Source organism: Tepidimonas sp., from assembly GCF_046292505.1.
Classification (GTDB): Bacteria; Pseudomonadota; Gammaproteobacteria; order Burkholderiales; family Burkholderiaceae_C; genus Tepidimonas.
The window spans coordinates 73,522-98,573 of the sequence record NZ_JBKBQX010000004.1; the positions used below are offsets into that span (position 1 = coordinate 73,522).

General features: G+C 71.8%; 21 protein-coding genes. 9 read left to right on the forward strand and 12 right to left on the reverse strand.

Going from position 1 to position 25,052, the window contains the following annotated elements; translation table 11 throughout:
• Positions 1–3: 3 nt before the first annotated feature.
• The 3 genes from ACK4TH_RS03480 (at position 4) to ACK4TH_RS03490 (ending at position 2,562) form a co-directional block, all read left to right on the forward strand.
• Positions 4–1,119, forward strand: a complete 1,116-nt coding sequence (locus tag ACK4TH_RS03480) for a cupin domain-containing protein (protein WP_409622728.1) — start codon at positions 4–6, stop codon at positions 1,117–1,119.
• A gap of 32 nt (positions 1,120–1,151) precedes the next feature.
• Positions 1,152–1,871, forward strand: a complete 720-nt coding sequence (locus ACK4TH_RS03485) for a fumarylacetoacetate hydrolase family protein (protein ID WP_409622731.1) — start codon at positions 1,152–1,154, stop codon at positions 1,869–1,871.
• A gap of 85 nt (positions 1,872–1,956) precedes the next feature.
• Positions 1,957–2,562, forward strand: a complete 606-nt coding sequence (locus tag ACK4TH_RS03490) for a hypothetical protein (RefSeq protein ID WP_409622734.1) — start codon at positions 1,957–1,959, stop codon at positions 2,560–2,562.
• Between the two features lie 53 nt (positions 2,563–2,615).
• Here ACK4TH_RS03490 and dacB read toward each other — a convergent pair whose 3' ends face one another.
• From dacB to ACK4TH_RS03505, 3 genes are read right to left on the reverse strand one after another with little or no spacing between them, the layout of a single operon-like run.
• On the reverse strand, positions 2,616–4,064 hold the full coding sequence (gene dacB, locus ACK4TH_RS03495) for a D-alanyl-D-alanine carboxypeptidase/D-alanyl-D-alanine-endopeptidase (protein ID WP_409622736.1): 1,449 nt from the start codon (positions 4,062–4,064) through the stop codon (positions 2,616–2,618).
• A complete protein-coding gene (locus ACK4TH_RS03500; RefSeq protein ID WP_409622739.1) occupies positions 4,064–5,233 on the reverse strand; it encodes a S1C family serine protease in 1,170 nt (389 codons plus the stop codon). Before ACK4TH_RS03500 ends, dacB begins: the two co-directional genes overlap by 1 nt.
• A complete protein-coding gene (locus tag ACK4TH_RS03505; protein WP_409622906.1) occupies positions 5,223–5,687 on the reverse strand; it encodes a phosphate-starvation-inducible PsiE family protein in 465 nt (154 codons plus the stop codon). Before ACK4TH_RS03505 ends, ACK4TH_RS03500 begins: the two co-directional genes overlap by 11 nt.
• Before the next feature lie 206 nt (positions 5,688–5,893).
• On the opposite strand from ACK4TH_RS03505, the gene tsaB reads away from it, so the two are divergent.
• Genes tsaB through ACK4TH_RS03520 form a run of 3 tightly spaced genes read left to right on the forward strand, consistent with a single transcriptional unit; the run spans position 5,894 to position 8,159 of the window.
• The gene (tsaB, locus tag ACK4TH_RS03510; RefSeq protein WP_409622742.1) at positions 5,894–6,664 is read left to right on the forward strand and encodes a tRNA (adenosine(37)-N6)-threonylcarbamoyltransferase complex dimerization subunit type 1 TsaB; all 771 of its coding nucleotides are present in this window, start codon (positions 5,894–5,896) and stop codon (positions 6,662–6,664) included.
• Positions 6,665–6,675: 11 nt separating this feature from the next.
• A complete protein-coding gene (gene rimI / locus ACK4TH_RS03515; protein ID WP_409622745.1) occupies positions 6,676–7,284 on the forward strand; it encodes a ribosomal protein S18-alanine N-acetyltransferase in 609 nt (202 codons plus the stop codon).
• Positions 7,281–8,159, forward strand: a complete 879-nt coding sequence (locus tag ACK4TH_RS03520; protein ID WP_409622748.1) for a uracil-DNA glycosylase family protein — start codon at positions 7,281–7,283, stop codon at positions 8,157–8,159. Before rimI ends, ACK4TH_RS03520 begins: the two co-directional genes overlap by 4 nt.
• Before the next feature lie 61 nt (positions 8,160–8,220).
• Here ACK4TH_RS03520 and ACK4TH_RS03525 read toward each other — a convergent pair whose 3' ends face one another.
• The 7 genes from ACK4TH_RS03525 to ACK4TH_RS03555 form a co-directional block, all read right to left on the reverse strand.
• Entirely contained in the window at positions 8,221–9,276 is a 1,056-nt protein-coding gene (locus tag ACK4TH_RS03525) for an ABC transporter ATP-binding protein (RefSeq protein ID WP_409622751.1), read from the reverse strand.
• The gene (locus tag ACK4TH_RS03530; protein WP_409622754.1) at positions 9,273–10,277 is read right to left on the reverse strand and encodes an ABC transporter ATP-binding protein; all 1,005 of its coding nucleotides are present in this window, start codon (positions 10,275–10,277) and stop codon (positions 9,273–9,275) included. The genes ACK4TH_RS03525 and ACK4TH_RS03530 overlap by 4 nt, the downstream gene beginning before the upstream one ends.
• Positions 10,278–10,292: 15 nt before the next feature.
• Positions 10,293–11,204 carry an ABC transporter permease gene (locus ACK4TH_RS03535; RefSeq protein WP_409622756.1) on the reverse strand — a complete coding sequence of 304 codons (912 nt, stop codon included), beginning with the start codon at positions 11,202–11,204 and terminating at the stop codon, positions 10,293–10,295.
• Between the two features lie 36 nt (positions 11,205–11,240).
• Positions 11,241–12,221: an ABC transporter permease gene (locus tag ACK4TH_RS03540; protein WP_409622758.1), complete on the reverse strand. Its 981-nt coding sequence runs from the start codon at positions 12,219–12,221 to the stop codon at positions 11,241–11,243.
• 103 nt (positions 12,222–12,324) lie between these two features.
• The gene (locus ACK4TH_RS03545) at positions 12,325–13,896 is read right to left on the reverse strand and encodes an ABC transporter substrate-binding protein (protein ID WP_409622760.1); all 1,572 of its coding nucleotides are present in this window, start codon (positions 13,894–13,896) and stop codon (positions 12,325–12,327) included.
• 127 nt (positions 13,897–14,023) lie between these two features.
• A complete protein-coding gene (locus ACK4TH_RS03550) occupies positions 14,024–15,130 on the reverse strand; it encodes a 6-phosphofructokinase (protein WP_409622909.1) in 1,107 nt (368 codons plus the stop codon).
• 27 nt (positions 15,131–15,157) lie between these two features.
• Entirely contained in the window at positions 15,158–16,255 is a 1,098-nt protein-coding gene (locus ACK4TH_RS03555) for a murein transglycosylase A (protein WP_409622762.1), read from the reverse strand.
• 211 nt (positions 16,256–16,466) lie between these two features.
• On the opposite strand from ACK4TH_RS03555, the gene ACK4TH_RS03560 reads away from it, so the two are divergent.
• Positions 16,467–16,637 (forward strand): hypothetical protein, encoded by a 171-nt coding sequence (locus tag ACK4TH_RS03560; RefSeq protein WP_409622764.1) that lies wholly within the window; start codon positions 16,467–16,469, stop codon positions 16,635–16,637.
• Between the two features lie 35 nt (positions 16,638–16,672).
• Here the strand turns inward: ACK4TH_RS03560 and ACK4TH_RS03565 are convergent, their stop codons facing one another.
• Together ACK4TH_RS03565 and ACK4TH_RS03570 are read right to left on the reverse strand one after the other, a co-directional pair.
• Complete coding sequence (locus ACK4TH_RS03565; protein WP_409622766.1) at positions 16,673–17,479, reverse strand: carbon-nitrogen hydrolase family protein; 807 nt, start codon at positions 17,477–17,479, stop codon at positions 16,673–16,675.
• Positions 17,476–21,630, reverse strand: coding sequence for a YhdP family protein (locus ACK4TH_RS03570; RefSeq protein WP_409622768.1), 4,155 nt, complete (start codon positions 21,628–21,630; stop codon positions 17,476–17,478). Before ACK4TH_RS03570 ends, ACK4TH_RS03565 begins: the two co-directional genes overlap by 4 nt.
• Positions 21,631–21,638: 8 nt before the next feature.
• Here ACK4TH_RS03570 and glnE point away from each other — a divergent pair, with 8 nt between their 5' ends.
• Both glnE and ACK4TH_RS03580 read left to right on the forward strand, forming a co-directional pair.
• Complete coding sequence (gene glnE, locus ACK4TH_RS03575; protein ID WP_409622770.1) at positions 21,639–24,413, forward strand: bifunctional [glutamate--ammonia ligase]-adenylyl-L-tyrosine phosphorylase/[glutamate--ammonia-ligase] adenylyltransferase; 2,775 nt, start codon at positions 21,639–21,641, stop codon at positions 24,411–24,413.
• Between the two features lie 39 nt (positions 24,414–24,452).
• Entirely contained in the window at positions 24,453–25,049 is a 597-nt protein-coding gene (locus ACK4TH_RS03580; protein ID WP_409622773.1) for a glutathione peroxidase, read from the forward strand.
• Positions 25,050–25,052 lie beyond the last annotated feature (3 nt).

The following is a 25,052-nucleotide window of genomic DNA, read 5'->3' on the forward strand; positions in this document are numbered from 1 at the left end:
ACCATGCACGCCCTCGGAACCCTGGACGAACTCCCGCCGGACTACCGGCAGGCGCTCAGCGCGCGCAACCTGGTGCCGCTGTGGCCCAGCCTGCGCGCGCTGCTGCCACCGCACCGGCCGGCGCAGCGCACCCGCCCCACGCACTGGGCTTACCGCGACGTCCGCCCGCTGCTGTTGCGCGCGGGCGAGCTCACCCCCATCGAGAAGGCCGAGCGCCGCGTGCTGGTGCTGGCCAACCCCGGCCACGGGCTGGACGCCATGCAGGCCAGCGCCGCCATCTACCTGGGCATGCAACTGTTGCTGCCCGGCGAATGGGCCCCCAGCCACCGCCACACGCCCAACGCCGTTCGCATGGTGGTCGAAGGCACGGGCGCCTGGACCACGGTGGACGGCGAGCAGTGCCCGATGGCGCGCGGCGACCTGATCCTCACCCCCACCGGCCTGTGGCACGAGCACGGCCACGACGGCAGCGACCCTGTGGTCTGGCTGGACGTGCTGGACCTGCCGCTGGTGTATTTTCTGGAGGCCAGCTACCACGAAAACGGCACCCGCCAAGCGGTGCATGGCCGGCACGGCGAGCAGGCGCATGTGCGCGCCGGCATCAGCCCGCGCCCGCTGTTTGCGGCGCCCCACGGCCGCCACGCCCGCTATCCGCTGCTGCGCTACCCCTGGGCCGAAACGCGCGCCGCCCTGCAGACGCTGGCCGCCGGCCAGCCTGCGCTGGAGGCCGTGCAAGTCACCTACGTCCACCCCGAGTCCGGCGCGGACGCCGAGCAGATCCTGGGCTTTCACGCGCTGATGCTGCGCCCCGGCCAGACGCTGGCGCTGCCGGCGCGCTCGCCCGCGATGGTGCTGCACCAGATCGACGGCGGCAGCACCGTGCACATCGACGCCCCGGCCGGGGCGGCCCACGCGGCCACGACCTACACGCTGGACGAGGCCGACACCTGCGCCATCCCCGGCTACACGCCGGTGACGCTGGCCAACCGCTCGACGACCGAGCCGGCCTTTCTGTTCATCGCCGACGAAAGCCCGCTGCACCGCAAGCTGGGGCTGTACGAGGTGCGCCCCGACGCCGCACGCCCCGAGCTGGATGCCGTCGCGCGCGGCGCACAATGAGCCCCTGGCCCCTTCCATCCCACGCTTTGCCCATGACCGCTTACCTCTGGACCCCGCCCGCCCCCGCGTCGCTGGCCGTGCGCGGCACCGATGCCCGCCTGCCCGTCAACCGCCTGTTCTTCGTCGGCCGCAACTACCACGCCCATGCGCACGAGATGGGCGTCAGCGTCGACAAGGCCACCGCGCGGCCGTTTTACTTCACCAAATCCCCCGTCCACCTGGTGGACTCCGGCGCCACGCTGCCCTATCCGCCGGAGACCCAGAACTTCCACTACGAGATGGAATGGGTGGCCGTGCTGGGGCGGGGCGGTTTTCGCGTGCCGGCCGAGCGCGCGCACGAACTGATCTACGGCTACGCGGCGGGACTGGACATGACCCGCCGCGACGTGCAACTGCGCCTGCGCGACAAGGGGCACCCGTGGTGCATGGGCAAGGACGTGGAGGGCTCGGCCGTCTGCGGCGAGGTGCTGCCCATGCCCGGGACGGTGCTGGAGCAGGGCGAGATCGTGCTGGAGGTCAACGGCACCGTACGCCAGCGCGCCGATCTGGGCCTGCTGATCTGGAACCTGCGCGAACTGATCGCCGATCTGTCGCTGTTCTACCACCTGCAACCGGGCGACGTCATCTACACCGGCACGCCCGAGGGCGTCGGCCCGGTGGCGCCGGGCGACCGCCTGCATGGCCGCGTCGCCGGCGTGGGCGACGTGCACCTGACCATCGGCCCGGCGGAGTCGGCTGCGTCGGCTGGGTGATGGGCCGAGTGATGGGCCGGATCAGCCGCGCCCGGCGCCAACCCCGGTACCGGTACGCCCGGGGCAACCCGCTACGATACGGGGCATGTGGCCCCCCGTGATCGTTTGGATCGCCACCGCCGTGCTCGCGCTGGCGGTGGGGGCCTTGCTCGGCGTCCGCTGGGCCCGCCGCCAGATCCCGGCCGATCTGCCGCTGCGCGAGGCGCGCACGGGGCTGCCCAACCGCGCCGCCGCGCTGGACCACTTGCCGCGCGCGCTGTCCCTGGCCGAGCGGCGGGGGTTGAGCGTCACGGTACTGGTGATCGCCCTGGACGATGCGCCCGACTCGCGCACGGCCCTGGCCGAGGCGGAGTACGACATCGCGCGGCGGCTCGCGCCGCGCCTGCGCACCCACGAGGTCTTGGCCCACTGGGGGCCCGGGCAGTTTCTGGTCGTGCTGCCCGATGCGGACGTGCCCAGCGCCCTGGTGCTGGCGGGCGATCTGCGCCAGCTGGCCGCGGCCCCGGCCGCGGACAGGCCGACGGCGCGTGCGGGCGACGCGCCGCGCTCCGTCAGCATCGGGTTACACAGCCGCGCCCCGCGCGGCGGGCAGGATCTGCGCGAGCTGGCCGCCGAAATGGTGATCGCCGCGCAGCGGGCGCTGGAGGTCACCGGCGCCAACGGGCCCGGCCGCATCGAAATCGAACCCTGAGACTGCGCCAGCGGGGCCGTGCCCGTCCACGGCCCCCACGGCATCCCTGGCGTTCAGGGCTGCTCGGCGGCCCACTGCACCAGGGCATCGAGCGCCGGACGGGCGGCACGCGCCTGCGGGTGGTTGACGATCGCCACCAACACCCGCCGCCGACCATCGGGCAGGTGCACGTAGCCCGCCAGCGCCTGCACATCGGCCAGACTGCCGGTCTTCAGATGCGCCAGCCCGCGCCCCATGGCGCTGCGGCGCAGGGTGCCATCGACCCCCGACACCGGCAGCGACGCCATCAGCTCCGGCATCCAGGGGCTGGCATACACCCACTGCAGCAAGCGCACCAGCGCGGTGGCGGTCACCCGTGCCTGGCGGCTAAGGCCCGCGCCGTTGTCGACCTCGGGCAGCGGCACGTCGGGCCCCAGTCGGGCCACCCACCAGTCCCGCACCACGGCCCGTGCCGCCTCGAAGCTTGCTGACACTGGCGGCACGGCCGTCTCCGCCCCCGGCGAAGCCAGCCCCGGTGCGCGCGCCAAAGTCAGCAGCAAGTGCTGGGCCATCACGTTGTTGCTGAACTTGTTGACATCGCGCACCACCTCCGCCAGCGGGACGGAGTCGAACGACAGCCGCGGCGCCAGCCCAGGCGGCACGGTACCGTCGCGCACCCGCCCGCTCAGCCCGCCACCCAACTGCGCCCACATCCCGGCTACCGCGCGCTCGGCCAGGCGGTCCGGCTCGGGGTGGGCGATCGGCCACACGCGCTCGCCACACGCCAGCGGATAGCGCCCCGCGAAGCGCGGCCGACGGGGATCCGACCAATCGGCCCGCAGGGCGGCACGCCAGTCGTCGCACGGACCGTCGCCCAGCGGTACCGAGTCGGGTACGGTCACCTCGGCCAGCGGCGGCTCCAGCCCCACCCGGGCCACCCCGGCGCCCTGATCGGGCACGAAGGTCAGCACCTGGGCGCGAAAGTTGACCAGCAGGGCATCGGGCGCCGCGTTGTAGGGGCGCAGCGGCTCGCCATCGAAGGCGGCCGGATCGTGCGGCGGCAGGGCAAAGGCGCCGCGGTCCAGCACGATGTCCCCCGCGATGTGGCGAATGCCCAGCGCCTGCACGCGCCGCAGCAGCAGCCACAGGCGCTCGGTGACGAGCTTCGGGTCCCCATCCCCGCGCAGATAGAGCGAGCCGGCCAGCACGCCGTCGCGCACCGGAGCGTCGGCATAGACCGCCGTGCGCCAGGTGTAGGCGGGCCCCAGCAGGTCGAGGGCGGCCGTGGTGGTGACCAGCTTCATGACCGAGGCGGGATTTACCGGCACATCGGCGCGGTGCGCCAGCAGCACCCGCCCACCGGGCGCGGCGTCGGCCACCGCGACGGCCAGCGCCGAGGCGGGCACACGGGCACGGGCCAGAGTCTGTTGGACCGCCGGCGGCAGGGTCTCGGCCGCCGATGCGAGCGCGCCCACGGCGCCCATCGCCGCGATCCACACCCGGCCCCAGCGGCGCAGGCCCATCACACCCCCGGCTGCAGGGCCACCGTCACCTCGCGCGTCTGCTCGCCGCGGCGCACGCTCAGCCGCACCGTGTCGCCGACGCGGAAGTCGTCCAGCCGCGCCAGCAGGCGGCCGGGGCCGTCGACGGGCTTGCCGTCCACCGCGACGATCACGTCGCCCGGCACCAGCCCCTCGGGCGCCATGCGCACGCCCTGCAGCCCGGCCTGCTCGGCCGCGCCGCGCGGCTGCACGCGCAGCACGTAGACCCCTTCCACCCCGGTGGCGGCGGCCAGCCGCTGGTTGAGCGTCTCGTCCACCTCGATGCCCAGCGCCGGGCGCACGTAACGACCATGCTGGATGAGCTGCGGCACCACGCGCGCCACGGTGTCCACCGGCACCGCAAAGCCGATGCCAGCGGAGGCCCCCGAGGGGCTGTAGATCGCGGTGTTGATGCCGATCAGCCGCCCGGCCGAATCGAGCAGCGGCCCGCCGGAGTTGCCGGGGTTGATCGCCGCGTCGGTCTGGATCAGGTGCTCGATCGGCGGCTTGCCGGGGCCACCGTCCAGCGTGCGGTCCAGCGCCGAGACGATGCCGGTGGTCAGCGTCCAGTCCAGCCCGAACGGGTTGCCGATCGCGAACACCTTCTGCCCGACCTTGAGGTCGTGGCTGGTGCCGATCGGCACCGGCGGCGGGCGCTTGAAACCCACCCCGATGCGCAGCACCGCGATGTCGTGCGCCGGCGAGGCGCCGATGAGCGCGGCGCGGTAGTCGCGCCCGTCGGCCAGCCGGACGGTGGCCGACGACGCCCCCTCGATGACGTGGTAGTTGGTGACGACGTGGCCGGCGTCATCCCAGATGAAGCCCGAGCCGTTGCCGCGCGGCACCTCCCAGACGTTGCGCGTCCAGGCGTCGCGCACCACTTGCGCGGTGGAGATGAAGACCACCGAGTCGCGCGCCTTCTCGAACAGCTCGATGGTGGCGCGCTCGTCGGCGGCCAGGTCGCCGCGCGGCGTGACGGTGCGCTCGGCCGCCGGGGTGCTGTGCGGCGCCAGCCAGCGCGCCTCCAGCGCCGGCAGCGCACGCCACAGCACCATCAGCAGCGCCGCCACCACCAGCGCCAGCCACAGCAGCCGACGCACGAAAGCATCTCCGCGCCGGGGCGCAGGCGGGGTCCACGGATCAGGGCGCATGGCGAGACTCCCCGTGCGCGGCGGCCGCGGCCCGCTCGGCATCCAGCGCGCGCTGGTCGCGCTCGCGCATCAACCAGTACACGATGCCCAGCGCCAGCGCCGCGCCCGACAGCGCCGCGACCTTGGCCGGCGAGGTCTCGGGGTCCAGGATCACGAACTTGCGCGACAGCGCGATCAGCGCGATCAGCACCACCGTCTTGACTTGCACGATGCTGTCCTGTCCCATCACCACGCGCACGATGGAGTGCTTGAACTCCATCGCGATCAGGACCGTCATGATCATGCCGAAGACGGTCTGGAACATCTTGTGGTCGAGCGGGTTGAAGGCGTCCAGCACCAGAAGCATGAACACCTCGCGGATGAGCTGCACCAGCGACGTGACGACGATGACGGCGATCACCGCGGACAGCACGAGCGCGACGACCTGCTCGAAGCGCTCGTACAGCGTCATCATCGGCCAGCGCTCGCGCAGCGTCGGCCGCGCGTGCGGTTGGGGGGCGTAGGGGATGGACACGGTTCCTCCTCGGGCAAGGGGCGGCGCGGGCTCGGCCGACTGGCGCCGCCATGCGGCCAAGTCTAGCAAGGCCGGCAGTTCGTCCTCGACGGTTGGCCAGACCTCGTCGTCCACCGCCACCCGCCCCGCCGCGGATAATCGCCCCCATGGACGACGCCGCCACCCCGCCCCTGCGCCCCGGCCTGCAGCGCTGGCTGGCGCTGGACACGAGTGCTTCCATGCTCAGCGTGGCCGTCGGCGCGGCCGGCGCCGCCGAGCCGCTCGCCTGGCACGAGGGCGAAGGCGGCGCGCAGGCCTCGGCGACGCTGCTGCCGACGGTCATGGCGCTGCTACGGCGCGCCGGCTGGCGGCTGGCGGAGCTGGACGGCATCGTCTTCGGCCACGGACCGGGTTCGTTCACCGGGCTGCGCACCGCCTGCGCGGTGGTGCAGGGGCTGGCCGCCGGGGCGCGGCCGGGCGGCGTGCCGGTGCTGCCGCTGCCCACGCTGCTGGCGGTGGCGGAAGCCGCACGCGCGCGCCATGCGCCGCTGTCCGCGCGGCTCACCGTGCACGCGGCGCTGGACGCGCGCATGGACGAGGTGTACGTGGCCCGCTACGCCTGGGACGCCGCGCACGGCTGGCGCGAGCGGGCAGGCCCGCACCTGCGCCGCCCGCAAGATCTGCCGTGCGAGGACGGCGCGCTGCACGCCGGCAACGTCGCCGGTGTCTACGGCGAACGGCTGCCGCCCGCCTGGCGCACCGAGGCCGGCAGTGCGACGCAGCCGTGCGCACGCGCCCTGTTGCGCCTGGCGGCTGCGGGCGTGGCCGCCGGCCGCTGCGTCGACGCGTACGGGGCCCAGCCGCTGTACGTGCGCGACAAGGTGGCGCTGACGGTGGACGAGCAGGCCGCGCTGCGCGCCAGCCGGGCGGCCGGTTGACGGGACAGGTCATGGAACCGGTGAATGACCCGATGGGGGACGGCCGCCACCCGACGGCCTCGGCCGGCGCCTGCTGCGCCGAGGCGCGGCGGGTCTGGCGGCCGATGAGCGCCGCCGACCTGGACGCGGTGGCCGAGGTGGCCAAGACCGCCCACGCGCACCCATGGAGCCGGCGCCATTACGAAGACTCGCTGGCCGCCGGGCACTGGGCGCGCGTTCTGGCGCTGCGCCCGGACGCGGCAGTCGATCCGCCGCACTGGGTGCACGCGCCGCGCACGCCCGAGGGCGACTGGCTGCTCGGCTTTCTGGTGGCGATGGAGGGCGTGGACGAGGGGCATCTGCTCGACATCACCGTCGCCCCGGCGCATCAGCGCCACGGCTGGGGCCGCTGGATGCTGCGGGCGCTGGCCGACTGGGGCCGCGCGCAGGGCTTTGCGCAGCTGTGGCTGGAGGTGCGGCGCAGCAACGCCGCCGCGCGCGCGCTCTACGCCCGCTGCGGGTGGGCGGAAGCCGGCGTGCGCAAGGGGTACTATCCCGATACGGCGCAGCGGCGCGAGGACGCCATCGTGATGCGGCTCGACCTGCGCCCCGCCCCCGACACCACCGCGACGATCCGATGAACCTGCCGCGCGCCCTGCCCTGGCTCGACGAGCGCCGCTCGGCCCTGCTGGCCGAGATGGGCGTGTCCCCGTGGTGGCGGCCGCGCGCGCTGCTGCCACGCCCGCCGGGGGGAAGCGACACCGCGACGCCCATCGGGACGACGGTCCGTGCCGCGCCGAGTCCCCACGCGGGGCAGGCCATGCAACCGGGGGCCTCGACCCCTCGTGACCCGACGCCTCGGTCCGACCCCGCCGCCCACACCGACCTCGCCGCGCTCGACTGGCCCGAACTGGAAGCCGCGATCCACGCCTGCCGACGCTGCGGGCTGGGCGCCTGCCGCCAGCAGGCCGTCCCCGGCGTCGGCGACCGCCGGCCCACCTGGCTGATCGTCGGTGAGGCCCCGGGCGAGGAGGAGGACCGCCAGGGCGAGCCGTTCGTCGGCCGCGCCGGACGGCTGCTGGACCGGATGCTGGCGGCGCTCGACCTGCAGCGCGGCCACGGTGTCTACATCGCCAACGTGCTCAAATGCCGTCCGCCGCGCAACCGCAACCCGGAGCCGGAGGAGATCGCGCGCTGCGCGCCCTTTCTGCTGCGCCAGATCGCGCTGCTGCAGCCGCGCATCGTGCTGGCGCTGGGGCGCTTTGCGGCGCAGACGCTGCTCGCCGAAGGCGGCTGCCTGTCGCCGGAGGAGGCGCTGCGCACGCCCCTGGGCCGGCTGCGCGGGCGCGTGTTCCAGGCGCGCCTGGGGGCGCTCACGTTGCCGATGGTGGTGTCCTACCACCCGGCCTACCTGCTGCGCAACCCGGCCGACAAGGGCAAGGCCTGGGTCGACCTGTGTCTGGCCGCCGACACCCTGGCCTTGACCGAGGCCAGCGCCGCAGGCGCAGCGGGCTGAGCCGCGCCGCCGCCCCGCGAAGCCGCCAACGCCCGGAGACGGCGTGGCCCGTGCCGGCGGATCAGATCCGCCCCTCCTGCACCGCGTGGCAAGCCACGCGCACGCCGCCGATCGTCTGCAGCGCCGGCCGCTCGGCCTTGCAGCGCGCATCCGCGTGCGGGCAACGCGGGTGGAAGGCGCAGCCGCTGGGCGGGTTGAGCGGGTTGGGCACCTCGCCCTGCACCGGCGTGCGCGCTTGGCCGGTGGCGTGCAGCTTGGGAATCGCCTCCAGCAGCATGCGGGTGTAGGGGTGGCGCGGCTGCGCGAACAGCGCCCGCTTGTCCGCCAGCTCCACCAAACGCCCCAGGTACATCACGCCGACCTGGTCGCTGACATGGCGCACCACCGCCAGGTTGTGGCTGATGAACAGATAGGTCAGCCCCTGCTGGCGCTGCAGGTCCTTCATGATGTTGAGCACCTGCGCCTGCACCGACACGTCCAGCGCCGAGGTCGGCTCGTCGCAGACGAGAAAATCGGGCCTCGTGGCCAACGCCCGCGCGATCGAGATGCGCTGGCGCTGCCCGCCGGAGAACTGGTGCGGGTACTTGACCATGTCGTGGGGACTCAGGCCCACCGAGCGCAGCAACTCGCCGACGCGCTCGCGCAGGGCTGCGGCGTCGCTCAGCAGGCCATGCTCGCGCAGCGGCTCGGCGATGATGTCCTCCACCCGCCAGCGCGGATTGAGGCTGGCGTAGGGGTCCTGGAAGATCATCTGGATGCGCCGGCGCAGCTGCCGCCCCTGCGCGCTGCCATAGGCGGTGTGCGCATCCTGCCCGTCGAAGAGAAAGCGCCCGCGCGTCGGGCGGTACAGCCCCACCAGCAAGCGGGCGACGGTGCTTTTGCCGCAGCCCGATTCGCCCACCAGGGCCAGCGTCTGGCCACGCGGGATGTCGAAGCTCACCCCGTCCACGGCGTGCAACCATTGGCGCGGCTTGCGCTCCAGCACGCGGTTGAGCCACGGTGCCGACACGTCGAATGTTCGGGCCAGGTCCTCGACGACCACCAGCGGAGTGGCCGGGGTCGGGGGCGCAGCGTGGAACGGCGCCGTGGGCGCCGGGTCGATGACAGCGGTATTCATCGAGTAACCTCCGCCGTGGCCGGCACCTGCGCAAAGGGGGCCTCGGCATGCAGCCAGCAGGCGGCGCGGGTGGCGCCGGCGGGCATCAGTTCGGGACGCTGGTCGTGGCAGCGCAGCATGGCCTTCTCGCAGCGCGGGTGGAAGGCACAGCCGCGCGGAATCTCGTTGAGGCGCGGCATGGCGCCGTCGATCTGGTGCAGCCGCTCGCGCTCCATCTCCATGTCGGGGATGCAGCTCATCAGGCCTGCGGTGTAGGGGTGCGCGGGGCGGTGAATCACCTCGTGCACCGGGCCGATTTCGGCCACGCGTCCCGCATACATGACGGCCACGCGATCGCAGGTCTCGGCGATCACGCCCATATCGTGCGTGACCAGCATCACCGCCGCACCGCGCTGACGGCAGATGCGCTTGAGCAGCGTGATGATCTGCGCCTGGATCGAGACGTCCAGCGCCGTGGTCGGCTCGTCCGCCACCACCAGTTGCGGCTCGGCCGCCAGCGCCAGGGCAATGACGACGCGCTGGCGCATGCCGCCCGAGAACTGATGCGGATAGTGGTCGATGCGCTCTTCCGCGGCCGGAATGCCGGTGTCCTTGAGCAACTGGATGGCGCGCTGCCGCGCCTCGGCCGGCGAGACGTCCAGGTGCGTCAGGATGGTCTCGGTCAACTGGCGACCGATCGAGTACAGCGGGTTGAGCGAGGTCAGCGGGTCTTGGAAGATCGCGCCGATGCGTCGGCCGCGGATGCGGCGCATCTGCGCCGGCGACAGATGGTCGATGCGCTCGCCCTGCAGGCGGATCTCGCCGCCGGCGATGCGTCCCGGGGGCTCCAACAGGCCGATGATGGCCGCGCCGGTGAGCGACTTGCCGGCCCCCGATTCGCCCACCACGCCGAGGATTTCACCCGGCGCGATGTCGAACGAGACACCGTCGAGCGCGCGCAGCACGCCGCGGCGGGTGGGAAACTCCACCACCAGGTCCTTGACTTCGAGCAGTTTGTCCATGGGTGGGCCTTTCGGTCAGCGCAGGCGCGGGTTGAGGGCGTCGCGCAGCCAGTCGCCCAACAAATTGACCGACAACGCAATCAGCACCAGCATCACCCCGGGAAAGATGGTGATCCACCACTCGCCGGAGAACAGGTAGTCGTTGCCGATGCGAATCAGCGTGCCCAGCGAGGGCGAGGTGGGCGGCGCCCCCACACCCAGAAAACTCAGCGTCGCCTCGGTGATGATGGCGGTGGCCACCTGGATGGTGGCCAGCACCAGCACCGGCCCCAGCACATTGGGCAGCACATGCCGGCGCATGATGCGCAGCGGCGCCACGCCAATCACGCGCGCGGCCTGCACATACTCCTTTTGCCGCTCCACCAGCGTGGAGCCGCGCACCGTGCGCGCATACTGCACCCAGCCGGTCAGCGTGATGGACAAAATCAGCACGCCAAAGGCCAGCGTCTCGTGCGCGTTCGGAAACAGCGCCCGCCCCACGCCCGCGATCAGCAGCGCGATCAGGATGGCCGGAAACGACAGCATCACGTCGCACAGGCGCATCAGCAGGGCGTCCACCCAGCCCCCCAGAAACCCCGCCAGCAGCCCAAGCGTGACGCCCAGCAGCACCGACAGCACCACCGACGCCAGCCCGACGAACAGCGAAATGCGGGCCCCGTAGATCAGGGCCGACAGAATGTCGCGCCCCTGGTCGTCGGTGCCCAGGGGAAAGGCCCATCGGCCCTCGTCGTACCACGCCGGTGGCAGCCGGGCATTGCCCAGCTCCAGGCTGGCCAAATCGAACGGATTGTGCGGCGCCACCCACGGCGCGAACAGGGCGGCGAGCGCGCACACCAGCGCGATCAGCGCCGCGACGATCGCCGTGGGCGACGCGCGAAAGCTGTAGCCGATGTCGCTGTCCCACCAGCGCATCCACCAGGATTTCATGAACGTGTCCTTCCTTTGTGGGGAACGGGTTCGCCGTCAGTGGCCGCCGGCCTTGTCGAGGCGCAGGCGCGGATCGACGGCGAAATACAGCAGATCGACGATCAGGTTGATGACCACGAAGATCAGCGCGATCAGGCACAGGTAGGCCGCCATCACGGGAATGTCCGCGAACGTCACCGCCTGGATGAACAACAGCCCCATGCCGGGCCACTGGAACACGGTCTCGGTGATGATGGCGAACGCAATCAGACCGCCGAGCTGCAGCCCGGTGATCGTCATCACCGGCACCAGCGTGTTCTTCAGCGCGTGGCCGAAGTGCACCGCGCGGTCGCTCAGACCGCGGGCGCGCGCAAACTTGATGTAGTCGGTGCGCAGCACCTCCAGCATCTCGGCCCGCACCAGCCGCATGATCAACGTGAGCTGGAAGATGGCCAGCGTCACCGCCGGCAGCACCAGATGGTGCCAGCCCTTGGCGGTCAGCAGGCCCGTGGTCCAGCCGCCCAGGTGGGTCACCTCCCCCCGGCCGAAGCTGGGGAACCACCCCAGATGCACCGCAAACACCAGGATCAGCGCGATGCCGATCAGAAAGGTCGGCAGCGACACGCCCAGCAGCGACAGCGTCATGAACACCTGGGCCAGCCACGTCCCGCGGCGCAGTGCGGCATACACCCCCATGGGGATGCCCACCGCGAGTGCCAGCGCCGCGGCCACCAAGGCCAGCTCCAGCGTGGCGGGGAAGCGCTCGGCGATCAGCCGCGCCACCGGCACGCCCTGGTGGATGCTCATGCCGAAGTTGCCCTGCACGGCATGCACCACGAACTGCCAGAACTGCACGAAAAAGGGCTGGTCCAGCCCCAGTTCGGCCCGCACGGCGGCGACCTGCTCGGGCGTGGCGTCCTGACCCAGGATCTGCAGCACCGGATCGCCCACGTACTGGAACAGCATGAAGGCGACGAAGGCCACGGCCAGCATGACCAGCGCCGCCTGCGCCAGGCGTCGCAAGATGAAGGCAAGCATGCAAAAACTCCTGCGGGCGGCACTGCCGTGCCGCCCGCGCATCACAGGTTGTCGTCGGACACGACCGCTCGGCGCGCGGCCTCGGGCCGCTGGCCAAAGACGATCAGTTGACCTTGACCAGACGCCAGTCGATGCGGTTGTCGGCGCGGTGCACCACGTCGATCGACTTCTTCATCGCCCAGGGGATGATCTGGTTGTGCAGCGGGATGTGCACCACATCATCGTTCTGCAGCTGCAGCGCCTCGGTCAGCAGCCGCGGACGGATGAAGGGATCGGTCTCGGTCTTGGCGCGATCGACGATCGCATCCATCTTGGGGTTGCTGTAGCGGCCGAGATTGTAGTTGCCGTCACCGCCTTGGCCGACGGTGCGCACCAGCGACTGCAGGGTGTAGAGCGCGTCGAACGTCGGCACGCCCCAGCCCAGCATGTAGATGCTGGCCTCGTAGCGCTGGATCATCGGGAAATACGTCACCAGCGGCAGGGTGCGCAGCTTGGCCTTGACGCCGATCTTGGCCCACATGGAAGCGACCGCCTGGCAGATCTGCTCGTCGTTGATGTAACGGTTGTTCGGGCAGGCGAAGTCCACCTCGAAGCCGTCCTTGTAGCCGGCTTCGGCCAGCAGCCGCTTGGCGGCCTCGACGTCATACGGGTAGCGCTTGTGCACCGATTCGCTCCAGCCCGCGACCTGCGGCGCCACCAGCGCACCGGTGGGCTGGCTCAACCCCCGCATGGTGACGCGGTGGATGGTGTCGATGTCGATCGCCTGGTACAGCGCTTTGCGCACCCGCACGTCCTTCAGCGGGTTTTTGCCCTTGATATTGCTGCCGACCAGCTCGTCGCGGTGCTGGTCCATGCCCAGGAAGATGGTGCGGTTTTCGACCCCATCGATGACCTTCAGGTTGGGGTTGTTGCGCAGGCGCGGCAGGTCCTGCGGCGTGGGGTCGAGCACGAAGTCCACCTCGCCCGACAGCAGCGCGGCCATGCGGGTGGCGTCGGCCTTGATCGGGGTGTAGACGATCTGGGTGACGTTGCTGTCGATCTTGCCCCAGTAGTTGGGGTTGCGCTCGAACACCATGCGTTGGTCCGGCACCCATTCCTTGAGGATGTAGGGGCCGGTGCCCATGGCGTTGCGGTGGGCGAACGTTTCTTCGGTCGCCTTGATGTCCTTGGGCTCGACCGACTTGTTCTTCTCTGCCCAGGCCTTGCTCATCATGCGCAGCTCGGTGAGCTGATTGAGCAACACCGGGTTGGGTCCCTTGGTGAAGATGTCGATCGTGTTGGCGTTGACCTTGACCACGCGGTCGATGCCCTGGGTGTAGATGGCGAAGTTGGAGGTCTTGGCCATCGCGCGCTGGATCGAGTAGACCGCGTCGTCGGCCGTGAACGGCGTGCCGTCGTGGAACTTGACCCCTTCGCGCAGCGTGATGCGCAGCTGCGTCGGGCTGACCTCGCGCCAGGCCGTGGCCAGCACCGGTTCGATCTTGAAGGTGCGGCTGTTGTAGTAGACCAGCGACTCGTAGACCGCCGCATGGATGCCGTTTTGCAGCGCGTTGTTCTGGGAGTGGATGTCCCAGGTGGAGATTTCGCCGGCGCTGGCCCATTTGAACGGTTTGGCCTGGGCCACCGACACACCAAAGGCGAGCACCGCGCCGAGCGCGAGAAGCTTGAGTTTCATGCTTGACACCTAAAAAATGGAACGTGCCATAACTATGCACGAGTCATGCCAGCCCACCGGCCGGGGTTTACCCGCAACCGTGGCGCCGACAGGGGGATGCGCGCCGAGCCGCCGACGGACCTGTCGGTCAGCCGACACCCGGCCCGATGCCTGCCCGGACATCCGGCCCGCCGACGCGGTCCGCCTCGCCCAGCGAGACGCCGATCTGGCGCGCGGCGCGCAGCAGGGGATGGTCCAGCGGCACGCGGCGGCTGCCGTGCACCGCCTCGGCCAGCGCAATGCTGCCCAGCCGCCCGTCCTGCAGCGTGACCATGCGATCGAACGCCCCCCGCATGACGAGCTGGGCCGCCTCATTGCCAAACTGCGTGGCGAGCACGCGGTCGAACGGCGTGGGTGAGCCGCCGCGCTGCACATGGCCGAGCACGGTGGCCCGCACCTCCGAGGCCAGCCGCGGCTGCAGCGCCGCCGCCAACGCATGGGCGACGCCGCCCAGCCGGATCGGGTCGGGGCTGTCGGCAATGCGCTGCTGCACCGTCAGCGCGCCGCCGATGGGCTTGGCCCCCTCCCCGATGCAGACGATGGTGTAGCACTGGCGCCGCTCGCGCTCGCGGCAGACCGCGGCGACGGCCTCGATGTCGAAGTCGATCTCGGGCAGCAGGATGACGTCCGCCGCCCCGGCCAGACCGGCCTCCAGCGCAATCCAGCCGGCGTAGCGACCCATGGTCTCGACGATCATCACCCGCCCATGGCTCTGTGCGGTGGTCTGCAGGCGCTCGATCGCCTCGGTGACGGTGGCCACCGCGGTATCGAAGCCAAAGCTGCGCTCGCAGCCGGGGATGTCGTTGTCGATGGTTTTGGGCACCCCGACGATGGGCAGGCCGCGCTGGCTGAGGCCATGCGCGATGGCCATGCTGCCGTCGCCGCCGATCACCACCAGCGCTTGCAGCCCCAGTGCCCGGGCATGGGCCAGGGCGCGCGCCGCCTCCGCCTCGCTGCGCAAGGGGTTGGCCCGGTTGCTGGTGCCCAAAATCGTTCCGCCCTGCATCAGGATGCCGCTCACGCTCGCCCAATCCAGCGGGCGCACGCGCGGCGCCTCGCCCATCAGGCCGCCAAAGCCGCCCTCGATGCCGATCACCTCGGCCCCGCACTGCCGCAGCAGCGACTTGACGACAGCGCGGATGACGGCGTTGAGGCCGGGACAATCGCCCCCGCCCGTCAGGATGCCGATGCGCAGACTCATGGTTCGCATTCCCTCATCGGTTCAGGGCTGCTCGCGCGGCCACAACGCCCACAGCTGCAGCGGCTGCTTCAGGCCCGCGGCCAGGGTATAGGCGCTCTCCCCCCAGCCCGCAAAAAAATCCGCCCGCACCGCCCCGACGATGGCGTTGCCGGTGTCCTGCGCCAGCACCAGCCGCTGCAACTGCGCCACCGGACCGCTGGAGGCCAGCCACAGCGGGGTGCCGTAGGGGATGGCCTCGCGGTCCACCGCAACAGAGCGCGCCGGCGTGAGCGCCACCCCCTGCGCGCCCCGCGGGCCGAACTGGATGTCGAGGGCGGACAGCGCCTCCTCCCGAAAAAACACCACGCGCGGATTGGTCCACAGCAGCTCGTCGATGCGCTGCGGATGGGCTGCCGCCCAGGCGCGGATCGCCTCCCAGGTGCCCTCGCGGATCTCGCGCCGCTCCAGGAGCCAGCGCCCGACGCTCTGGTACGGATGGCCGTTGTGCGCGGCATAGGCCAGCCGCGCCAGGGTGATGCGCCCGTCCGGCTCGAGGATGCGCAGCCGCCCCGAGCCCTGGATTTGCAGCAGCAAAGCGTCCAGCGGATCGGCCAGCCAGGCCAGCACGCGCCCCTCCAGATGGCGCTGGACCTGGGGGTCGCTGTCGATCTGCTGGCGGCTGAACCAGGGACGGCCAGGCGCGGCCGCCAGGGCCGCTGGCGGAGCGTACAGCGGCACGCGATAGGCCCCTTGGCGCACGCGGCTGGCCTGCAGCTCCGGCTCGTAATAACCGGTGAGCAGGCCCGGGCGGTTGCCCCCGTCGGGGGACAGCACCCGGTAGGGTTGCAGGCGCCGCATCATCCAGGTGTGGCGCTCCAGCGCGTCGGCCAGGGCCAGCCGGCGCACCTCGGCACACACCGGGCCCCAGGGCGGCGCCGGCCGCTCGCAACTGCGCAGCCAGGCGTTCCAGGCCTCGTGCAAGGCGTCCCGACCCCAGCCGGGCAGCTCGCTCCAGCGCACCGGTTGCCACAAGGCTGCGCCTCGGCGCAGCGGCGCGGGCAACGGCGCGGCATCGGCCGCCTGCCAATCAGCGTCGCTGGGCGTCAGCACCGCCGGGGCCTGCCCGTCGACCAGGGGCACCGGGGCGGCAACCGAACCCGACGGCGGGGTCGGGGGAACCGGCGCGGGTGCCGGCGCCTCCATGACCACAGGTGCACCGGGCGCACTGGCCTCGGTGGGAACGGCTGGCGGCGCGCTGCCGCAACCCGCCAGCGTGCCTAGAATCCCCCACGCCAGTAGCCGGACCACCCGACCCGCGCCCCACCCCGTCCCCGTCGATGTCGTTGCCGTCATGACTCTGTTGCTGCTCGAAGCGCTCGGCGCGCTGCTGCTGTTCGTCTTCATCGTGTGGTGGACGATGTTCGCCGGCCGCAAGCGCGGCGAACCGGCGGATGCGGATCCGCCCGCATCACACACCGACACGGCCACGGACACCCCCCGCTCGGACGAGCCGCCGCGCTGAGCCCGGTCCCTGCCGCGCACCACCCGCGCACCGCGTCACAGCCGCCGGTGCTGCAGCGCCGGCAGGCGCCGGCGCACCTCCTCCAGCCGGGCGCGGTCCAACTCGGCCACCACCACGCCAGCGCCAGTGGCCTGCTGCGCCAGCACCACGCCCCAGGGGTCGACCACCATGCTCTGGCCCCAGGTCTGGCGGCCGTTCTCGTGCACGCCGCCCTGCGCACTGGCGATGACATAGGCCTGGTTCTCGATGGCGCGCGCGCGCAGCAGCACCTCCCAGTGCGCCTGCCCGGTGACGTGGGTGAAGGCTGCCGGCACCACCAGCACGTCGGCCGCCAAGGCGCGGTACAGCTCCGGAAAGCGCAGGTCGTAGCACACGCTCAGGCCCACGCGCCAGGCGGTGCCGCGGCGGTCGGTCAGCGAGAAGGCCACCGGCTGCGCGCCGGCTTGGAGCACCGCGGCCTCGTCGTAGCCCTGCTGGCCGTCGTGGAAGCGAAACAGATGGATCTTGTCGTAGCGCGCCACGCAGCGGCCCTGCGGGTCGTAGACCAGCGAGGCGTTGGCGGCGCGCTGCGGGTCGTCGGTGGCCAGCGGCACGGTGCCGCCGACGATCCACAGGCCCAGCTCACGCGCGCTGTCGGCCAGAAAATCCTGCACGGTGCCCAGGCCCGGCTGCTCGGCGATCAGCAGCTTGTCGGCATCGCGCTGGCCCATCAGGCAGAAATATTCCGGCAGCACGGCCAGCTCGGCACCGGCCAGGCGGGCCTGATCCAGCAGGGCGTGTGCCTGGGCAAGGTTGTGGTCGAGGCTGGTGCCCGACACCATCTGGATGGCGGCGACTTTCATGGGGTGCGCTCCGGGTTGACGTCGGAAGGCTGGGAAGCAGGTATCGTACGCCGGATGCGCTCGACCTGGGGGTCGGCCCATGTGCCGGTGATGCGAAAGGTCTGCGTGGCCGCCGCCTGCAGCGGCTCGCGCAGCAGCCATTGCGCCAGAAAGGTGCCCAGCCCGGTGACGGGGTTGATCATGGTCGCCACCAGCGAGGCGGTGCCCGCATTCAGCTCGGGCACCACCACGGCCGTCAAGTCCTGGGTTTCGCGCACCAAATCGGCCTGACCTTCGATGAGCACGGCCGCGCTGACGCCCTTCATTTGCAGGTTGTTGGTGCTGGCCACGCCGCGCGCGATGCGGGCGTTGCTGCGCACGAAATCGAACGCGAACCCTTCGCTGAAAACATCGCGAAAGTCCAGCGTCAGGCGTCGCGGCAGGGACTGCAGGCTCAGCACCCCGAGCAGCTTGGCGATGCCCGGGTCGGCCTTGAGGAACTGCCCGCGCTGCACATCCAGCAGCAGTTCGCCCGACAGGCTGGGCATGTGCAACCCCAAGGGCGAGCCCAGCCAGCCCAGCGTACCCTCCAGACGCCCCCGCCCGCCGCGCAGCGTGCCGGCAAACCCAAAGCGCTCCAACAGCGCACCCGCGTCGTCGATGTCCAGCCGCACCTGCAAGGCGGTGCGGCGGGCGCTGGCCGCTTGCCCGGGGCCGGTCACGGCCGCGGTGGGGGCCCAGTTGCCCGATGCGCTCAAGCGCGCCTCCGGCACGGTCAGGCGCAGCGACTGCAGCCGCCATTCGCGCAGCACCTCGCCCCCCTGACCGGCGTCGCGGTTGACCGCCTGGACCTCCAGCCGTCCCAGGGGACGGCCGGCCAGCTCAAAGGCGTCCACCTCCACATCCAGCGCGGGGACCGAGCGGGGCTGGCTGGCCAGCCGCTCGACATCGGCCGCGGCGCTGCGCGGCAGCTCCAGCCGGGCCAGCCGGGCCAGCAGCCGCTCCTGCGCACCGCCCCGGTACTCCAGATAGCCCTCCAACTGGCGGGCCGCCACCGTCAACCGCCACAGCTCCCCCTCGCGCGAGCCACCGGCCGTCAGCGCGTCGAACGATCGACCACCGACCACCAGACGATCCAGCGTGACCCCCAGACGGCTGGGCCAGTAGGCGTCGCTGCCGCGCCAGTCCAGCCCCGCCGCCGCGCTGGCACCGCTGGCGCCACTGGCACGCGGGGGCACAGGCGCGGGGACCGGCTCCAGCAGCGCCAGCCACGCATCGGCGTCCAGCGTGCGCAAGCGCGCCACGCCCGCCACGCCGGAGGCGGGCCAGTCCGGCAGCTCGGCCCCCACAGCCAGCCGTCCACGGCGTACCGCGGTGTGCGGGCCGGCATGTTCGCGCTCGTATTCGGCACGCAGCGGCACGGCGTCGCCCGAGGGTTCGACGGTGAGGCGCAGGCGGTCGCGGGTGACGTGCGACGCCGGATCGGGGCGTGGTCGGGACTCCACCGCCACCTGGACGCGCCAGGCGGCGTCCGCCGCTTTGGCCAGCGGCGCCGGCAGCGCCACACCCAAGCCCCGCAAATCGCTGTCGAACTGCAGGTCCATGCCGTCCGGCCCAAACGCCAGGCCCAGCGCATACCGCGCGGCCCCCTGGGCGCGCGCGCCCAGCCAGCGGGCCCAGTCCCATTCGCGGCTGGCCGCCAACCCCGCAGCGCTCACCGTCCCCTGCCCCTGAAAGCGCACCACCGCGGCGCCGTCGCGCCGGCCCATCCCGCCGCTGAAGCGCAGCTCGCCGCCCAGCACACGCGCACTCGCCTGTGTCACCTCGAAGCCCTTTTCGGTGAAGTCGAGCGTCCCCCGCACACCCTGCAAGGGGGGCACGTCGGGACGCATCTGCACATCGTTGCCGGCAAAGCGCACCTGCCCGCGTACCTGGGTGCGGTCGGTGTGGTTCAGGGGCATGCGCAAATCCAACGCCACGTCCAGCGCACCGGTCGCCCGCGCGGTGTCGAGCACCGCGCCGGTGAAGTCGCGCAGCGGCGATGCGGCCACGAAGCGCAGCGCCTCGTCACCCGCCCCCCGGATCAGCCCCTTGACCTGCAACTGCGGCTCGTCGGCCATGTAGTCGGGAATGACGGCCTCGGCCTGCAACGCCCGCAGCGCCGGCTGCCCCACGACGCTGCCCCCGGCGCGCAGGATCTGCAGGCGTCGCCGCTCGATCAACAGTTCGCCCGCCACGCGCTCCAGCGCCGGCCAGGGGGCGCTGCCCGCCGGCAGCAGGTGCCGCGGGGCGTAATCGAAGGCCACGTCGTGCAGCTGGGCCCGCACCTCGAACGTGCCCTGCTGCGCGTCGGCAAAGGGAAAGTCCCACAAATCCCCGTCGATGCGGAAGGTGGCGTTGCTTGCCCGCCCGGCTCGGATGGCGGTTTGCAGATACTGCCTCGCACTGGCCCCCACCGTGACGGGCAGGTAACGCGCCACGCGCGCGCCGTCGGCGCGCGTCAAGCGCACATCCAGCGCCATGCGCCCGGGGAAGCGGTCCCGCGCCGCGCTGTGGGCGGGGTCGGCGGTACGCCAGCGCACGCTGCCGCTGCCGGCGGCATCGGCATTGGCAAAACTTAGGCGGCTGACGTCCAGCGTGATCGCCGGGCCCTCGATGGTCCAGCGGGCCTCGGCCGACAGCTCGTCGAACGTCAGGCGCGGGTCTTCGAACACACCGGGAAACACCAGCGCCCCGTGGCGCAGCGCCAGCGTCGCCCGGCCCCCCCGCTCGTCCAGCGCAAACTCGACGTCGACACCTTCCAGCCCCGGTCGACCAAAGGCCGTCTCGCCCGGCGCGACGCGCGGCACGGCGCCGGCCCGCAGGCCCAGCCCGCGCACGCGCCCGCGCGCCTCCCAGTGCTCCGGCGCGCCAGGCTTGAGTGGGGCGCTCCAGCGCACCGCCAGTCCCTCGGCCACGCCGGCCGGCTGCGTCTGCTCCGCCCAGTGGTTGACGGCCTCGCCCAAGGGCAGCACCCGCGCCAGCCGCTGGACCACGCCCAAGTCCAGCCGGTCGGAGGACAAGGCCCAGCTCCGCAGCGCTCCGTCCGGCGCCAGGGCATACTCGAAGCGCACATCCCCGCGTGGCCAGTCGCTGCCGTCGCCCGTGGTGATGGTCAAGCCCTGGGTGCTCCAGACGGTGGTGTCGCCATCCCGTTGCAGCCCCAACCGCCCACCCAAATGGGCTACCCGCAGGGGCTCGACCCGCGCCTGCGCGCTCGGCGCCCACACGACATGGACATCGCTCCACTGCACATCCGCGGTGGCGGCGCGCCATTGCGCGCGGCGCACGTCGGCCCACAGCCGCAAGGCGCCGGTGGCGCGCAGCTCGCGCACACCCCACAGGGAGGCGGTGTCCACATAGGCCTCCAGGCGCTGCGCATCCAGGCGCGGCGCCAGTAGGAACAACTCGCCCGACCACTCGCGCCAGCGCCCGGGGTGGGTCTGCCAAAACGGCCGGGCAAAGCGGCCCCGCACGCTGAAGCGGTCGCCCCACTCCGCCGGGGGCGTGGCATCGAGCCGAAACTCGTGCCGCAGGCCGGGATTGCGCACCACCAGGTCCACCGCCGTCAGCGCCAGCGGGGGGGCGTTCGGGCGTTGCTCGTCGATCCAGCGCAGCACCCCGGCCCGCAGGACAAATTCGCGCTGACCAAAAAACCAATCGGCCGCGGGGCTGTCGCCGCCCGTGCTCGCCAGCTCCAGCCCCGCGACCTGCAGACGGCCGTCGGCCAGTCGGCGCACCTCGAGCGTCGGACCGTCGATCACGAGTTGGTCGAAGCCCAGGCGCCACAGCGAGGTCACCGACAGCGCCGCCAACACCCGGGGCAGATGCAGCGCTTCGTGGCCGCGCACATCGTGCAGGCGCACATCGCGCAGGGTCAGCGTAGCGGCCCCGGCAGCGGTCGCGGCCTCGATGGCCCCGACGGTCACGCGCACCCCCAGCGCGCGTGTGGCCACCGCTTCGAGGGTCGGCCGCCAGGCTTCGGCGCGCGGCACAATCCAGAACTGGAGAGCCCCCCACGCCACGATCAGCAACGCCCAGACCGCCACCGCCAGCCCGAGCGCGACACGGGACGCCAGCGTCAGCGTGCGCAGGTGCCACGGGGGGCGGGAGAGGGTCGGGGTTGGAGTCACACGAAATTATGATGTCGAGCGTTAGCGTTGGTTCGGCCCGCGCCGACCACAGCCGCTTCGTGCAACGCGTGCGCCGCCGCTATGACGGCGAGCGTGCCTTGCTGCCCCCGGGGCCCCCCACCCCCGACACGTTGCGCATGGCCCTGGGCGCCCTGCGCGAACGCGGGTACGGGCTGGATGCCGCGCTGCGGGTGCTGCGCCACCTGACGCTCGAGCGGCTGGCCGTGCTGGACTGCGAGCAAGCCGCCCCGCTGGAAGCGGTCACGCGTGGCGTCACCGCGCTGGCCGAGCTGGCGCTGGACGAAGCCGCCCGCGCCGCCTGCGCCGAGTTGGACGCGCTGCACGGCCGGCCCCTGGCACCGGCCGGTGATCCCCCAGGGCCTTTGCCGCCGGGCGAAGGGGGTGAGGCCCCCGAGGGGCGGCGCTGCGCGTGGTGGATCGTCGGCATGGGCAAGTTCGGCGCGCGCGAACTCAACGTCTCCAGCGACATCGACCTGATCTACGTGTACGAGGGCGAGGGCGAGACCGCCGGCAATACCGAAGGACGCAACCGCATCAGCAACCACGAGTATTTCGGCAAGGTCGTCAAACGGATCCACACGCTGGTGGGCGATGTGACGGAGCACGGACAGGTGTTCCGGGTGGACCTGGCCTTGCGGCCCAATGGCAATTCCGGCCCACCTGCCGTCTCTTTGGGCGCGCTGGAGGATTACTTCCAGGTTCAGGGCCGGGAGTGGGAACGGTTTGCCTGGCTGAAAAGCCGCGTGGTCGCCCCGGCCGAGGGCGCCCGCCGCAATGGCACCGGCCAGTGGCTGCGGCCCATCGTTCTGCCGTTCGTCTTCCGCCGCTACCTGGACTACGGCGTATTCGAGGCGCTGCGGCGGCTGCACCGCCAGATCCGCGAGCACGCGGCGCGGCGCGCCGCCGGCCACCCGGAGCGCGCCAACGACGTCAAGCTCTCGCGCGGCGGCATCCGCGAGATCGAGTTCATCGTGCAACTGCTGCAGGTGGTGCGCGGCGGGCAGTTTCCGGAGCTGCGCACCCGTCCGACGCTGCAGGCGCTGCAGCGCGTGGCCCAGGCCGGCCTGATGCCCGCCGACAAGGCGCAGCAACTCGCGGATGCCTACGTCTTTCTGCGCCGGGTCGAGCACCGCATCCAGTACTTGGACGACCAGCAGACCCATGTGCTGCCCACGCGCGACGACGACCTGGCCTGGATCGCCGCGACGCTGGGCTTCGACGGGGCGCCCGCCTTTCTGCGGGCGCTGGACGCGCACCGCGAGGTGGTGGCACAGGAGTTCGACACGCTGCTGGGCGGCGACGGCCACGGCACGGGCTGCAACGGCAAGGGCTGCAACGGGCAGACCCGCTCGGCGGCGGAAGACTTGCAAGCCGTGCTGCCGCAATTACCGGCGGGGTTTGCCGAGCGCGTGGCGACGTGGTGCGACCATCCGCGCGTGCTGGCGCTGCGCGAGGACGCGCGGGTGCGCCTGGCGCGGCTGGTGGAGCGCACCGGGGCATGGATCGAGGCAGGCCGCGTGAGCGAAACCGCCGCCGTGCGGCTGGCCGACTGGATCGAGCCGCTGCTGCGCCGCGAGAGCTATCTGGCGCTGCTGCAGGAACGCCCCGCCGTGCACGAGCGGCTGCTGCGCGTGCTGGGCGCGGCGCGCTGGCCAGCGCGCTATCTGCTGCGCCATCCCGGCGTCATCGACGAGCTGGCCAGCCGCGAGCTGTACGAGGGCCGCTTCGATGCCACCGCGTTCGCGGCCGACCTGGAGGCGCGCCGCTGGTCGCTGCACAAGACCGGCGAGGATGACGACGAGGCACTGCTGGACCTGCTGCGCCGCGCCCACCACGCCGAAGTGTTCCGCACCCTGGCGCGCGACGTCGAGGGGCTGCTGACGGTGGAGCAGGTCGCCGACGACCTGAGCGCCCTGGCCGACGCCGTGCTGCAGATCACCGGCCAGTGGTGCTGGCAGCGCCTCAAGAGCCGTCACCGCGACGAGCCGCGCCACGCCATCATCGGCTACGGCAAGCTCGGCGGCAAGGAGCTCGGCTACGGCAGCGACCTCGACATCGTGTTCGTTTACGACGACGACGACGAGCGCGCCCCCGAAGCCTACGCCGCTTTCGTGCGCAAGCTGATCAACTGGCTGACGGTCAAAACCGGTGAGGGCGACCTGTTCGAAATCGACACTGCGCTGCGACCCAACGGCAACTCCGGGTTGCTGGTCACCACCTTCCAGGCCTACGCCGACTACCAGCAAAACCGCGGCAGCAACACCGCCTGGACCTGGGAACACCAAGCCATGACGCGCGCGCGCTTCGTGGTCGGCAGCCCCGACCTGCGCGCGCGCTTCGACGCCGTGCGCGAGGCCGTCATCACCGCCCCGCGCGACCCCGCGGCGCTGGCCGGCGAAATCCGCGCGATGCGTCAGCGCCTCTACGACGCGCACCCGGTGCGCGCCGGCCGCTTCGACCTCAAGCACAGCCCCGGCGGCATGATCGACGTCGAGTTCGCCGTGCAGTACCTGGTGCTGGCGCACAGCGCGGCGCACCCGCCGCTGCGCGCCAACGCCGGCAACATCGCGCTGCTGCAGCGCGCTGAGGACGCCGGCCTGCTGCCCGCTGGCCTCGGCCATGCCGCCGCCGACGCCTACCGCCACTTGCGGCAACTGCAGCACCGCGCGCGGCTGGACGAGGCCGGCACCCAGATCGACCCCGCAGACGTGGCCGGCGAGCGCGACGCCGTGCTGGCGCTATGGTCACAGGTGCTGGGCTAAATCAGGGAACGCACCGATCCACCCACGCCTCTGACACGCATGAAAACCCGACCCCGTCTGCACACCCTGGCTGCCGCGGCTTTTGCCGTCGCGGCCCTCGCACCGATGAGCACCCCCAGCCACGCCGCCACGGCCACGCCCGCCAACGCCTCCGCCTGCCCCGCCATCCTGCAACACCGCTTCGAGCGGCTGCAGGACGAAAAACCGCAGGATCTGTGCCAGTACGCCGGCCAGGTGGTGCTGGTGGTCAACACCGCCAGCTATTGCGGCTTCACGCAGCAATACAAGGGACTGGAAGAGCTTTATCGCCGCTACCGCGACCGCGGGCTGGTGGTGCTGGGTTTTCCGTCCAACGACTTCGGCCAGCAGGAGCCCGGCAGCAACCAGCAGATCGCCGAGTTCTGCGAGAACACCTTCGGCGTGCAGTTCCCGATGTTTGCCAAGAGCCACGTGCGCGGCCCGCAGGCCAACGCCCTGTTCCGGCAGCTGGCCGAGCGCACCGGCACGACACCGAAGTGGAACTTCTACAAGTACCTGATCAGCCGCGACGGCCGCACCGTGCTGGCCTACAACAGCCTCACGGCACCGGACAGCGGCTCGCTGCGACGCGACATCGAACGGCTGCTCGGTTCCTGAGCG